Origin of the sequence: Photorhabdus laumondii subsp. laumondii, assembly GCF_003343245.1 — a bacterium.
In the GTDB taxonomy this organism is placed as follows: domain Bacteria; phylum Pseudomonadota; class Gammaproteobacteria; order Enterobacterales; family Enterobacteriaceae; genus Photorhabdus; species Photorhabdus laumondii.
In genome coordinates this window covers 5,551,502-5,564,075 of record NZ_CP024901.1, presented here as the reverse complement: position 1 = coordinate 5,564,075, position 12,574 = coordinate 5,551,502, and the positions used below count along the sequence as shown (strand labels likewise).

At 41.5% G+C, this 12,574-nt stretch carries 14 protein-coding genes and 4 pseudogenes; 6 read left to right on the top strand and 12 right to left on the bottom strand.

The annotated features are described in order from the left end of the window. Nucleotides 1-455 precede the first annotated feature (455 nt). From PluTT01m_RS24655 to PluTT01m_RS24620, 7 genes and pseudogenes are all read right to left on the bottom strand, one after another. Nucleotides 456-878 (bottom strand): annotated as a pseudogene (locus PluTT01m_RS24655) (tyrosine-type recombinase/integrase); the annotation flags it as partial. A 234-nt stretch (nt 879-1,112) separates the two neighbouring features. Continuing rightward, nucleotides 1,113-1,427 carry a HigA family addiction module antitoxin gene (locus PluTT01m_RS24645; RefSeq protein WP_011148851.1) on the bottom strand — a complete coding sequence of 105 codons (315 nt, stop codon included), beginning with the start codon at nt 1,425-1,427 and terminating at the stop codon, nt 1,113-1,115. Further along, nucleotides 1,427-1,706 (bottom strand): annotated as a pseudogene (locus PluTT01m_RS24640) (type II toxin-antitoxin system RelE/ParE family toxin). The gene PluTT01m_RS24645 and the pseudogene PluTT01m_RS24640 overlap by 1 nt, the downstream one beginning before the upstream one ends. Before the next feature lie 784 nt (nt 1,707-2,490). Next, nucleotides 2,491-2,793, bottom strand: coding sequence for a type II toxin-antitoxin system RelE/ParE family toxin (locus tag PluTT01m_RS24635; protein WP_011148850.1), 303 nt, complete (start codon nt 2,791-2,793; stop codon nt 2,491-2,493). Next, nucleotides 2,786-3,028, bottom strand: a complete 243-nt coding sequence (locus PluTT01m_RS24630; RefSeq protein WP_011148849.1) for a type II toxin-antitoxin system ParD family antitoxin — start codon at nt 3,026-3,028, stop codon at nt 2,786-2,788. Before PluTT01m_RS24630 ends, PluTT01m_RS24635 begins: the two co-directional genes overlap by 8 nt. A 525-nt stretch (nt 3,029-3,553) precedes the next feature. After that, nucleotides 3,554-3,892, bottom strand: a complete 339-nt coding sequence (locus PluTT01m_RS24625) for a helix-turn-helix domain-containing protein (RefSeq protein ID WP_011148847.1) — start codon at nt 3,890-3,892, stop codon at nt 3,554-3,556. Further along, nucleotides 3,889-4,215: a type II toxin-antitoxin system RelE/ParE family toxin gene (locus PluTT01m_RS24620; protein ID WP_011148846.1), complete on the bottom strand. Its 327-nt coding sequence runs from the start codon at nt 4,213-4,215 to the stop codon at nt 3,889-3,891. Before PluTT01m_RS24620 ends, PluTT01m_RS24625 begins: the two co-directional genes overlap by 4 nt. A 270-nt stretch (nt 4,216-4,485) precedes the next feature. On the opposite strand from PluTT01m_RS24620, the pseudogene PluTT01m_RS27305 reads away from it, so the two are divergent. Further along, nucleotides 4,486-4,875 (top strand): annotated as a pseudogene (locus PluTT01m_RS27305) (phage tail sheath protein); the annotation flags it as partial. 33 nt (nt 4,876-4,908) lie between these two features. Here PluTT01m_RS27305 and PluTT01m_RS27300 read toward each other — a convergent pair. From PluTT01m_RS27300 to PluTT01m_RS24605, 3 genes and pseudogenes are all read right to left on the bottom strand, one after another. After that, nucleotides 4,909-5,040: pseudogene (locus PluTT01m_RS27300) on the bottom strand (type II toxin-antitoxin system ParD family antitoxin); the annotation flags it as partial. Between the two features lie 52 nt (nt 5,041-5,092). After that, nucleotides 5,093-5,386 (bottom strand): helix-turn-helix domain-containing protein, encoded by a 294-nt coding sequence (locus tag PluTT01m_RS24610; RefSeq protein WP_011148844.1) that lies wholly within the window; start codon nt 5,384-5,386, stop codon nt 5,093-5,095. A gap of 8 nt (nt 5,387-5,394) precedes the next feature. After that, nucleotides 5,395-5,745 (bottom strand): type II toxin-antitoxin system RelE/ParE family toxin, encoded by a 351-nt coding sequence (locus PluTT01m_RS24605; protein ID WP_011148843.1) that lies wholly within the window; start codon nt 5,743-5,745, stop codon nt 5,395-5,397. Nucleotides 5,746-6,229: 484 nt separating this feature from the next. Here PluTT01m_RS24605 and PluTT01m_RS24600 point away from each other — a divergent pair, with 484 nt between their 5' ends. The 5 genes from PluTT01m_RS24600 (at nt 6,230) to PluTT01m_RS24575 (ending at nt 10,999) form a co-directional block, all read left to right on the top strand. After that, nucleotides 6,230-6,904, top strand: a complete 675-nt coding sequence (locus PluTT01m_RS24600; protein ID WP_011148842.1) for a CDP-alcohol phosphatidyltransferase family protein — start codon at nt 6,230-6,232, stop codon at nt 6,902-6,904. Beyond that, nucleotides 6,897-7,538 (top strand): lysophospholipid acyltransferase family protein, encoded by a 642-nt coding sequence (locus PluTT01m_RS24595; protein WP_011148841.1) that lies wholly within the window; start codon nt 6,897-6,899, stop codon nt 7,536-7,538. The genes PluTT01m_RS24600 and PluTT01m_RS24595 overlap by 8 nt, the downstream gene beginning before the upstream one ends. After that, nucleotides 7,535-8,479 (top strand): phosphatidate cytidylyltransferase, encoded by a 945-nt coding sequence (locus PluTT01m_RS24590; protein ID WP_011148840.1) that lies wholly within the window; start codon nt 7,535-7,537, stop codon nt 8,477-8,479. The genes PluTT01m_RS24595 and PluTT01m_RS24590 overlap by 4 nt, the downstream gene beginning before the upstream one ends. A gap of 381 nt (nt 8,480-8,860) precedes the next feature. Next, nucleotides 8,861-9,832 (top strand): 6-phosphofructokinase, encoded by a 972-nt coding sequence (pfkA, locus tag PluTT01m_RS24580; protein WP_011148839.1) that lies wholly within the window; start codon nt 8,861-8,863, stop codon nt 9,830-9,832. A 171-nt stretch (nt 9,833-10,003) separates the two neighbouring features. After that, a complete protein-coding gene (locus PluTT01m_RS24575; RefSeq protein ID WP_011148838.1) occupies nt 10,004-10,999 on the top strand; it encodes a sulfate ABC transporter substrate-binding protein in 996 nt (331 codons plus the stop codon). A gap of 52 nt (nt 11,000-11,051) precedes the next feature. Here the strand turns inward: PluTT01m_RS24575 and tpiA are convergent, their stop codons facing one another. Together tpiA and PluTT01m_RS24565 are read right to left on the bottom strand one after the other, a co-directional pair. Further along, entirely contained in the window at nt 11,052-11,819 is a 768-nt protein-coding gene (gene tpiA, locus PluTT01m_RS24570) for a triose-phosphate isomerase (protein ID WP_011148837.1), read from the bottom strand. A 134-nt stretch (nt 11,820-11,953) separates the two neighbouring features. Beyond that, nucleotides 11,954-12,556, bottom strand: a complete 603-nt coding sequence (locus PluTT01m_RS24565) for a YiiQ family protein (protein WP_011148836.1) — start codon at nt 12,554-12,556, stop codon at nt 11,954-11,956. Between the last annotated feature and the right edge of the window lie 18 nt (nt 12,557-12,574).

Below are 12,574 nucleotides of genomic sequence, written 5' to 3'. Positions count from 1 at the left end.
TTTTATTGCTGTTTGGGGTTTTGAGGTCTACTCAACCACCCCAGCGATAACAGATACTGCAATAGTGACTTATCGAGGATACTTTCCTGTTCGGCCTTGATAAATGAAAAAGCCTACAGTATGTGGGATTGATAGATCTGTTAAGGTGATGGTTAACTTTTAATTAAGTATTTCTTATGAAAGTAATTTGTGGTGAAAGCCCCGTTTAAGGGGCTTTGTCGTCAATATGGACATTGGGTGGACGATGATAGAAAAAGTATATTTATTTTCAATATGTTATGAGTTGTATGTAGACACCATCCTTGTCTTTTCCCCCGCCTTATGGCGGGATTTTTTTATCTGGCTAAGATTAATTCACTTTAAAATCAACCAGATAAAATTTTTACAAGCAACTGTAAGTAGCGTGGAAATTTTCAAGTGTGGACACTTTTGAGTGCTACGGTTGCTTATGATTGCTAAATTTCCATGCCGCCATTCAGTGGGTTTAACATGATTGCAAATTGCAAATAGTCGGGTGCCAGATGAGCATACGCCATAGTTTGTTGTATATTGGCATGACCGAGTATTTGTTGCAGTGCAACAATGTTTCCACCTTTCATCACAAAATGACTCGCGAATGTGTGGCGTAGAACGTGCGTTGCTTGTCCTTCTGGTAAATCAGGTTTTATTGATTTTAACTTTGTACGAAAGCTTTCGTAATCAACGTCAAATAATTCCCCTGACTTCTGTTTGATTTCCTTTTCTAACTCTTTTGATATCGGAATAGCCCTTTGCTTGCCATTTTTGGTTTTTAAAAATGTCACTCGGTAACTCTTTACTTGGGCGCTTTTTAAGGTTGATGCTTCTCCCCATCTGGCACCCGTGCTGAGACATAGCAGCTTTTAATTCCTCATGTAGCGTTAGCCAGTTTTCCGGTCTGAGTGGTGTGACGTTTTGATGTCTACACCATCAGGGGAGAGAGTTGGGCTAATTTGCCCAGATTCTGGGGCAATCTTTCCCGTCATTAGCCAGAGTGTGTATTTTTCAAATTTGGGGTTATCGGGTAGCTGCGATAACTGCCAACAAATGCGGGCTACACTGGCCTCCACATTTGTTAGCTTTATTACTATTGCTTAATGCTTTGAAGTGAGCTGCGGCGTTTTGTCATTGTCGCCGTATAGAATGATCCCTGACGTGTCGATCTCATCTTCCAGTTGGCGCAAGTCGTAGTTCGTCTGTAAGCGCATCCAAAACGCCGGATTACTCCCCAGCGCAGCAGACAGTCGGATGGCAAGTGCCGGGGTTAACGCCGTTTTGCCCGAAAGAAAGCGGGAAACCGTCGCTGGAGTTACGCCGATGTTTTTAGCAAACTGGCGAACGCCAACCCCTAAATCCTCCAGCATGTTGGATACCATAACGCCCGGATGAGAAACAATAGCCTGTATCATTAGTGATAATCCTCTAGGTTTAAAATGTAAGCATCACCATTTTTAAATTCGAATGTGATGCGCCAGTTAGCTCTGACAGTAATTGACCATATGTCAGCCCGATCCCCTTTCAAGGGGTGTAACTTGTAGGCATGAATATTTAAATCTTCTAATCATGCTAGCCGTGTCGATGGCCTGTAAGCGGTCATTGATTCGGACAGCATCCTGCGCCGGGATGCCTGAAATAACTCCTTTTTCAAAAAGTTGTTTCAGCTCTTTGTGTTTAAATGACTTAATCATTTGCTCCCGTCCTTGTTACACCATGCGTAACACTATACGCCGTTGTTACACGCCATGCAACGCCAACAATAAATAACCAAGGGCCTTAACCCCAAATCTCAAAAAATTTTGCAGGCAATGGTTGTTTAACTCATTGCCATTTGAGGAGATTTGGCAATAGCTTTTTGCAATGGATAAACCACGGATCTATACGGTTAGAAGAATGGAATTGTACAAACGAATGTTTTTGTTCTTATGGTTGGTGTAGAGAAAAGTTGGCAGTTATCGTAACTACCCGGCAGCTACCTATTTTAATGATAATTAAAGATTTAGTTGCTATATGTTTTATTTGATCTGGTTGATTTATACAAAGATGGCTTGTGTATATACCCTATGGATTTCAAGTTGCATCGCGACGGCAAGGGAGCGAATCCCCGGGAGCATAGATAACTATGTGACCGGGGTGAGTGAGTGCAGCCAACAAAGAGGCAGCTTGAAAGATGACGGGTATAAATTTTTTGGCAAGGTGAAGTGACATGAATATCAGTTACTAAAAACGAATATTTTTGGTGCTTGAGCACGTTATTTTAGCTATGAACGATTTCAGCAATATTTGACGTGTGAAGATATTGAAAAGATACAACGTGCAACAATCAAAATCATCGGCGCATCAAATCTTATCGGTAAATCTGAAAGTTGACTTTTGGATTTTATCAACTAGAGTATGATTATTCCCCGTGAGGGCTTTGTTAAAAATTTCTCCCGCAAAGGGCTTATAACCCCTCATACATAGTATGAGGGGATTTCAGATCGCTGACAAACTTCGTTGAAAATAACGGGGGTGATTCATCTGTTGATGAAGGATACTCGCAATCAGAATATCGGTATCCCGGATAGTATAGAAAACCGTGTGACGGTGAAACTCAACCAGCATGACACCTGGGACAGATGGGTATTCCCTCCCTATATGTGGCATCTCAGCTAGTGTGTCAAAAAATGCTTCCAGTGCCTCCGTATAATGGTCAGCCTGAGTTTCACCGAACTGCAAAAATGTATAATCATAAATCCCAGCAAAATCTTCAGCAGCCTGATCCGTGAGCTTATACATGATGTCTGTGTTTCCGTTGTTCCGCTATATCCCGTAGGGTCAGCGAGCTTTCCCCACTTTCCAAGCCAGTAATAACCGCCTTGCGTACAATCTCATCGTAAGCTTCTTGTTGCTCCAGCAAACGCAGCGCCGAACGTATAACTTCACTGGCATTTCCATAACGGCCACTTTCAATCATGTGCTGTACGAACCGGTCAAGCTGTTCACCCATACTGACAGTAGTAATTTTTCTCATATCTCACCAATGTATTAATAGTTAATACATCAAGTATGCAGTAAATCAGGCCGCATTACCAACGTTCTGAAGCCCCGAAAAAATCGGGGCTTATGTCGATGTGGTCAAGGTCTGGACACTTATTTTAATAAATCCTTTTATTACAATATGTTATGCTTTAAAAGCAAACACCATCCTGTCTTTCAGGCCCTTTTTAGAACTTTTTTTCAGTCATTTACAACGTATTTCTTTGTAAAACAAAAACATAAAAAAGTATGAAGGGGTTAGAAAGTATACGAAAGTTTTTGAGTGTGGATGCTCGCCACAATATCAGATGCGCCTTCCAGAAAAATTTCGCGAGCAATTAGAAGAACAAGCGTGTAGAGACGGTGATTTTTCTCTTGTAACATGGATCAAGCGGATTTTGCGTAAAGAACTACGGGAACGAGGTATTGAACCGAAAGGTTGAATCTTGTGAAATGCCAAGAGGCACCCATTCTAGGTGCCTCTTGTTTTGAATTGCTCTAACACCTTTATATGTGGGTCTTAGCCTACCGTAATTTGAACAGGTTTTCCTATACGGGTTAACATATTAACTAATGCGTCAATGGTGAATTTATTTACCTTTTTATTCACAACGTCAGATACTCTTGGACGAGAAATGTGCAACACCGTTGCTACTTCAGTTTGTTTCATTTTTTTATCTGCAATCCATAAAGTAATTTCTTCCATTAGCTGTTCTTTGATTTGCAATGTATTTTCTATTTCTCGTAAAGAGGTTGCATGAAGTTGCTGAGCCTCTTGCTCAGTAAAACCTAACTCAGAAAATATATTATGTCCGGCTGGAGTTACCCTACGAATTTCAGTGTCAATTTTAGTGGTCATTTGATATTTCTCCGTTGCTGGATAACTGCGTTGTATCGTACTTTAGCGATATCCTTATCATGTTTACTCGTTTGTTGAGTTTTTTTCTGAAAACTATGCAATACATAAATAGCTTCATCGAATTTAGCAACATACATAATACGATAAATACCTGTATTGTCTCTTAGCCGTATTTCTTTTACGCCAGAACCGATGTCAGAAAAGGGTTTCCAATCTTCAGGATCTATTCCATGCTGTATTCTATGAAGCTGATAGCCTGCGTCTTTACGTGCATCTGTAGGGAAGGCTAACAAATCTTCAATAAGAAGAGCCAATCCAGGCAATTTCTTTCCCTGTACCGCTCCTGATTTTCGTCATAGTTTTCCTTCCTTACCTGATTGTATAAAATTTTATACAATTCTGTGCAAAGTTACAAGAATTGTCGCTTCATTTATCGTGCGCGGCATGAGTCTTTTGATTACTCAAGGATGAACATCTCTAATACTCTTTTTATATCCTCCACTTTGTGCTATCCCTGATACTTACCCAATCAACTGAATTTTATTGTCACAGTGATCACCATGGCGAAATCATCATTACGGGAGTCTTTCGCTATGGCACAAGATTATCATCATGGTGTCTGCGTGCAGGAAATCAACGAGGGCACGCGCACTATTACCACTGTCAGCACCGCTATTGTCGGGCTAGTCTGCACAGCGGATGATGCTGACACCAAACCTTTTTCCTTAAACATGCCAGTCTTGTTAACCGATGTTCTGACTGCCAGTAGTAAGGCCGGTAAAACGGGCACATTGTTCCATGCTCTGCGAGCGATTGCCGACCAGTCCAAACCCGTGACTGTTGTTGTGCGTGTGGCTCAGGGGAAAACTGAAGCAGAAACCACGTCGAATATCATTGGCGGCGTTACCGACGAGGGCAAAAAAACGGGAATGCAGGCGCTGCTTGCGGCACAAGGTCAGCTCGGCATCAGACCGCGTATTTTGTATGATTATTCCCCATGAGGGCTTTGTTAAAAAATTTCTCCCGCAAAGGGCGTAAGCTTCTTGTTGCTCCAGCAAACGCAGCGCCGAACGTATAACTTCACTGGCATTTCCATAACGGCCACTTTCAATCATGTGCTGTACGAACCGGTCAAGCTGTTCACCCATGTAGTAGTTCAAACCTTAACTGAGCAGCATTACCTCATTTAGAGGTGGCTTTTTACGATGCAATAGTAAGTTTGATTTCTTTTATTCCACAAACGCTAGCATATTTTAAAATTCTCTCAATGCTTGCCCTATCTGCGTTTTTTTCAAGTCTTGAAATTGTGGGAGGCTTAACTCCCATTCTTTCGGCTACTTGTGCACTTGTTAACCCCGCCTGTTCTCTCCATGATCTCATTTCCTCTTGCAGTTGAATATGTAGGTCTAAAGTCTGTTTTGTTTCTTCAAATGCTTTGATAAATTCAGGGTTTTTCTCTCTTTTCTTTGCTTCCAATTTTTCGCGGAAAGTCATTACTTTACTCATCTTAGATCCTCTCTTTTATGCATTTTAATCATGTCTTTTTTTCTATTTATAGCTGTTTGTTTGTCTCTTACGTCTGTTTTTTGTGATTTTTTAATAAAGAAACTAAGCATGTAAATAGTGTTCTTTTCTTCCCCGTAGCACCATGTACCCCGTGCTATGTTGTCTCCGTTACTTGTTCTTAATTCAAAAATTTTGTTTCTTTTTTCAAGTAGTTTGCAGTGTGGTTCTCGTAAATCATGCGGTTTATCAGATAAAGTGTCTATCAACGCATAAAACTTACCTTGTAATTCTTCTGATAATCCATCTATTTCAGAGTTTGCGGATGGATGGAAAAAAATTTCTATCATGGTTAATCTCCCATTTCACAGCAAATATTAGCCTTTAGGGTAATATAGATCAAGAGGTAATTTTGTATGTAATGCAATTTAAAGGCAGTTGTAAGATCGGGAGATTAGTGTACTTGTTGTAGTGATAGTTAATTTTGATTAAGATTTTTTATGACGCTCTGAATTGATAAGTCCCAATTGAACTATACCCAAAAAGTTGAGCATTCCTTTAAATAAATCCTTTTATTACATAGTGTTGTGTTGTGAAAACGAACGCTATCTCTGTCTTTCCCTCTGCCTTCTAGTGGTCAATGAGTGGGCACTTGTTGAAATAAATTCTGTTATTTCAAATTAATCAACAAGGAGAGATTGATGTCACCTCCGTTTCTCGCTCCTCCTATCGGCAGGTTTTTTTATTGTTGTTATTCTAACCAATCCTGTTTATCTTATTTCATTTAACTTAAGTAGATTTGATTGTTCATTTGTGCTCAAAAAGGGAAAAGGTATGTCTGGTAACGAGGTAAAAGATCGGCGTCCGATCAAAACACGCAATGCCGTGTGGGCCAGTAAGATGGCTAAGTGGTTGCAATATAAAGGGGCGACACCAAATGGCATATCTGTTGCCAGCGTTGTTTTTGCTGTATTCGCTGGCGTGTGTTTTGCCGTGTGTTTTTTAGTCGAGTCTTTTTGGTTGACTTCAATTTTATTGATTATTGGTGCCTTGCTTATTCAAGGCCGACTAATGTGTAATTTATTGGATGGCATGGTTGCTGTTGAAGGGGGATTGAAGACGGCTGCCGGTACTGTTTTTAATGATCTTCCTGATCGTATTGCTGATTCTTTTATTCTGATTGGGGTGGGGTATGGTTTAACACTTTTTCCATTTGCGATTTCTCTTGGCTGTATTGCTGCATTATTCGCTGTTTTGACTGCTTATATTCGCTTGTTAGGTGGGACTTGTGGTTTACCTCAGCGTTTCCTGGGGCCGATGGCGAAACAGCATCGGATGGCATTAATTACCGTTAGTTCAATTGTTGCCGCTTTTTTACCTCAGTTATGGAGCCAGTATCTTTTATTGGCGGTATTAGTCGTTATCACGTTGGGTTGTCTCTGGACATGTATTCGGCGAACCAGAGTCATATTGAATGAATTACAGGAGAAGGATGCTTGTAATGAATAAACCACAAGAAGTGACACTGGTAAGTAAAGGTATGGGTTCGTTTCTGTCTGGGCTTTGCCGTTTGTTAACAGGAGTGAGAATTCGTTGGATTGGGTGTAAGCCATCGGTAGTTTCCCGAATTTATTATGCTAATCATAGCAGTCATCTGGATGGGTTAGTTATTTGGGCTGGGTTTCCTCGGGTGTTACGTTCTCGGGTGCATCCAGTTGCTGCGCGTGATTATTGGAGTAAAACTTATCTGCGCAGATATTTTATTAATAAAGTTTTTCGGGCTGTGCTTATTGATCGTAAAGGAGAAGATTGTTTAAAGGGAAATACCCTGACACCAATGGAGGATGTATTAAAACGAGGCGAATCTTTAATTTTGTTCCCGGAAGGAACGCGAGGGAGTGGGGAGCAAATTAATAAGTTTAAAGGGGGGCTATATTATTTAGCGAAGAAATATCCTGATATTGAGCTTATTCCAGTTTATCTGGAAAATTTAAACAAGGTTTTGCCAAAAGGCTCGGCACTTGTTGTTCCTGTTATTTGCTCGGCAACATTTGGGCAACCTTTGGAAAAGTTAGGTGCAAAAGAGGAAAAAGCTGACTTTTTACAGAGAGCTCGTCAGGCATTGGAGGCGTTAATATTATGACTATGCTTAATAATAAACTAATCCTGTTGTTGGGGGGAATGTTCGTGCCGTTAATTATTGCCAGTATTGTTGGTGCAATACTCTCCTCCAAATATTCAATGGATAACAGTAATGCGACAATCGATAATCTGAATGCCCGCATCCGTGGCTGGTGGGGGATGTGTATTATTTGTGTGTTGTCGGTGATTATTGGGCCAATTGGTTCAGTGTTATTATTTGCGAGTATGTCATTTTTCGCTTTACGGGAATTTTTCACTTTGACACCAACACGACGAAGTGACCATGAGGCGATGTTCTGGTGTTTCTTTATTTTCATGCCATTGCAATACATTGCCGTTGGTATTGAGTGGTATGGCGTGTTTTCTATTTTCATTCCTGTTTATGTGTTCCTGTTTTTACCTGCTCGTATTGCATTAGCAGGGGATACAACGAACTTTCTGGAACGGACAGCTAAAATACAGTGGGGAATGTTAGTTGCTGTATTCTGTATTAGCCATGCCCCCGCTTTATTGATGTTAGATATTCCTGGTTATGAAGGGGAGAATGTCGAATTATTGTTGTTTTTAATGATTGTGGTGCAGATGTCAGATGTCTTGCAATATGTGTTTGGTAAATTATTTGGTAAACATCCTATTGTGCCTAAATTGAGTCCGAATAAAACAGTTGAAGGTTTTGTTGGTGGCATTTTGGTTTCAGTGTTATTAGGAATGTCACTTTATTGGGTAACGCCATTTTCTCCGTGGGAGGCAGGTTTGATGTCATTAGCGATTACGCTGATGGGCTTTATTGGTGGCTTGTGTATGTCGGCGATAAAACGTGATAGTGGCATTAAAGATTTCGGTGAAATGATTGAAGGTCATGGTGGCATGTTAGATAGGATCGATTCGTTATGTTTTGCCGCCCCAGTCTTTTTCCATCTGACACGTTATTTTTATACATAAAGATTAAATAAAAGATCATTTAAGGGTGCTCTTAAATGATCTAATGTTGAATTATATAATTGTATGAGGTGGTGTATGGCATATCAAATCTTAACAAATACAGTGGCGAGTATTACCGATCTAAAACGTAACCCCTTGTCCAGTGTGAGCGGGGATATTAAATGGTTTTTTAGCTAACTTGATCTCAAAAAAGGGACTTATTGTTAATACAGACTTGGTTTTTACCGTATTATATGAAAAGTTGAATCAATTCAGCTTGATTGTTTCAGTACGTCGGATGGTAACAGGTTAAAAAGGCAGATTTCTCAGGCAAAGTGATCGCATACGGAGTCCGCCGTTAGCGGGTTTGCAATTAATTACATCTACAAGTCAGAGGTCATCATGAGCAATGAGATCAAAAGAATCGGTGTCTTAACGAGTGGCGGTGATGCGCCGGGTATGAATGCAGCTATTCGTGGTGTGGTTCGTGCGGGATTAACCGAAGGGTTGGAAGTTTTCGGTATTTATGATGGCTATCTTGGCTTGTATGAAAACCGTATGAAGAAACTTGACCGTTTTAGTGTATCCGACATGATTAACCGTGGTGGTACTTTTCTAGGTTCAGCCCGTTTCCCTGAGTTCAGGGATGAGAAGGTTCGTACTGTCGCTATTGAGAACATGAGAAAAAATGGTCTTGATGCTCTGGTCGTTATCGGCGGTGACGGTTCCTATCTTGGCGCGAAAAAACTGACAGAAGCGGGTTTCCCCTGCATTGGCCTGCCGGGCACTATTGATAATGATGTGGCGGGTACCGACTATACCATCGGCTATTTCACTGCGCTGGAAACTGTGGTTGAAGCGATTGACCGTCTGCGTGATACCTCGACTTCCCACAAACGTATTTCCATTGTTGAAGTAATGGGACGTTATTGTGGTGATCTCACTTTGTCAGCCGCTATTGCAGGCGGTTGTGAGTTTATTGTTTTACCGGAAGTCTCATTTAGTTGTGATGAGCTCGTAGCTGAAATTAAAGCGGGTATCGATAAAGGCAAACGCCACGCCATCGTTGCAATTACCGAACATGTTTGTGATGTTTATGAACTTGCGAAACATATCGAAAAAGAGACGCATCATGAAACCCGTGCCACAGTCTTAGGCCATGTTCAGCGTGGTGGTTCCCCAGTTGCCTATGATCGTATTCTGGCTTCCCGTATGGGGGCATATTCCATTCAATTACTGTTGGAAGGTTATGGTGGTCGTTGTGTTGGTATTCAGAACGAGAAACTTGTTCATCATGACATCATTGATGCAGTGCAAAATATGAAACGTGTGTTTAAACAGGATTGGTTGGAAACCGCGAAAAAGTTGTATTGATCACGTCAATACTGGCAAATCTAAATCTGTTGCAGCCTCGTTGGAGGCTGTAATTTATCTTTAGATATTCCTTTCACATATAAATAAATGCTTTTAATTATTTCTGAGTGATAACGCTTTCTGTCAGCCTTGAATTTCATAACAGTTAAAACAGCTTGTGGAGAGATTCAAATGAAAGTCAGATGGCGTGTGGCATTGGCGTTACTATTGATTACCAATAGCAGCGTCTGGGCAAAAGATCTTCAACTTCTTAATGTTTCCTATGATCCAACCCGTGAGTTATATCAGCAGTATAATCGGGCTTTTAGCGATTATTGGCAGCAGAAGACAGGGGATAAAGTGATAATCCGGCAATCTCATGGTGGTTCGGGTAAACAGGCAACTTCTGTTATCAACGGCCTTGAGGCGGATGTGGTGACACTGGCTTTGGCCTATGATGTGGATGCCATTGCGGAACGTGGCCGGATAGCGAAAGCATGGATTAAGCGTTTGCCAGAGAATTCTGCTCCCTATACTTCAACTATTGTTTTTTTAGTGCGGAAAGGTAATCCAAAGCAAATTAAAGACTGGTCAGATTTAGTTCGTCCAGGAGTATCTGTTGTGACACCTAATCCAAAAACATCGGGCGGTGCACGCTGGAATTATCTGGCTGCATGGGGTTATGGGTTGATTCATAACAATCAGGAACAGGACAAAGCGAAAGCATTTGTTAAAGCCCTTTACCAGAATGTTGAAGTGCTCGATTCTGGCGCAAGAGGAGCGACCAGCACTTTTGTCGAGCGTGGCATCGGTGATGTATTAATTGCCTGGGAGAATGAGGCATTATTAGCGATTAATGCGCTTGATAAAGATAAATTTGAAATTGTGACACCTAGTCTTTCAATTCTGGCTGAGCCGACGGTTTCTGTTGTTGATAAGGTTGTTGATAAACGTCATAGCCGTGAGTTAGCAACAGAATATCTGCAATACCTTTACTCACCCGTTGGGCAGGAGATAGCGGCTAAAAACTATTATCGACCACGTGATAAAGTGGTTGCCGATAAGTACCGCTCTTCTTTTCCTGCGTTGGAATTATTTACTGTCGATAAGATATTCGGCGGTTGGGGTGAAGCTCAAAAAGTGCATTTTGCGACTGGCGGTGTGTTCGATGAGATTATTCAGCGATAAAAATGAGTAACCGCCGTAGATGTACGGCGGTCAATTATCGTTGAAATATGAATTAGGCTTTTTTCGCAGCGGCTGCGGCTTTTACGATAACAGCGAAAGCGTTAGCTTTTAGAGATGCACCGCCGACTAATGCACCGTCAATGTCTGGCTGAGAGAATAGCTCAGCGGCATTATCTGCGTTCACAGAGCCACCGTACTGGATAATGATTTGTTGTGCGATTGCTGCATCTTTCTGCGCAATATGATCACGGATGAATTTATGCACAGCTTGAGCTTGTGCCGGTGTTGCTGATTTGCCTGTACCAATTGCCCAAACAGGTTCGTAAGCGATGACCGCACCTTGGAAGGCTGCTACTCCCAATGTGTTCAGAACTGCATCAATTTGCCTTGCACATACACTTTCAGTTTGGCCGGCTTCATTTTCCTGTTCAGTTTCGCCGATGCACAAAACAGGGATTAGACCTTGTTGTTTAAGAATGGCAAATTTTTTCGCAATGAATTCGTCACTTTCTTGGTGGTAAGTACGGCGTTCAGAGTGGCCGATAATAATGTATTCTGCGCCAATGTCTTTCAACATTGTGGCGGAAGTTTCACCGGTAAATGCACCAGACAGGTTAACGTCAACGTCCTGTGCACCTAGAGCAATGCGGCTGCCAGCCAGTGCTTGTTTAGCCTGAGAGAGATAAAGCGCTGGTGGCGCGATAGCGACGTCACAGCCGGTAACACTGCTTAATTCTTGACGCAGGCCAGTGATGAGTTCGTTAACCATATGGGTGCTGCCATTCAATTTCCAGTTACCCATAACTAATGGATGTCGCATGTTTTTTCCTCCAATCAGAGAATGTTTAAGTAGTGAGTTGAATGAAATTCATTCTTAAGATTGATTCGGTAGTTCGGCGCTCCACAGTATAGTGATCATTGCCAACAATAGCTTTTTTTTATTGCTAAGTTTGATTAGTTATCGGGTTCAAATAACCATAGCTTAATCGGTTCAATAGCGAAAGTAAGCGTTTTTTCACTACTATTTACTACAATATAGCGAATAGCGCCGATGTTGTGGCTGTAAAATGGCGATTTTTTGCTGTTTATGAGTAAGTTATCAATATTCTCTTTGCTTTGTTCCTGTGAAAGCGTTGGGTTAAAGTGGCGCATTAGGGCGGTCATGTACTGCTCTGCCAGCATTTGGTTTTGCTGAGTTTCAGCGGTATTTTCTGATGGTAGTAATGTCAGTTGCAGGCTTTTGATTTTTTCGCTTCCTCGCTCAAGTACGGCGGAAGAATAGAGTTTTTCATTGATTTTGCTGGCAGCTCGTGTCAGTGGCGGATAAATGTTTTTACTTATGATTACCCGATATTCGCGTAGTGGCAATGTCGGGTTGCAGCGATTATATTTTTCGCGAAATCGCGGGATAGTTTCATCGAAAGAGGGGGCATTAGGCAGAAGATAGGTCGCTTGTACTGTGGGTTCTGTGGTTGTGGATTTATCAGCATTGGCTACCAATGGCAAACCGACACTGCTTGCCGCTAATATTATGGCTAGAAATTTATTAACGTCCATTTTCATGTTGCCGCTCGC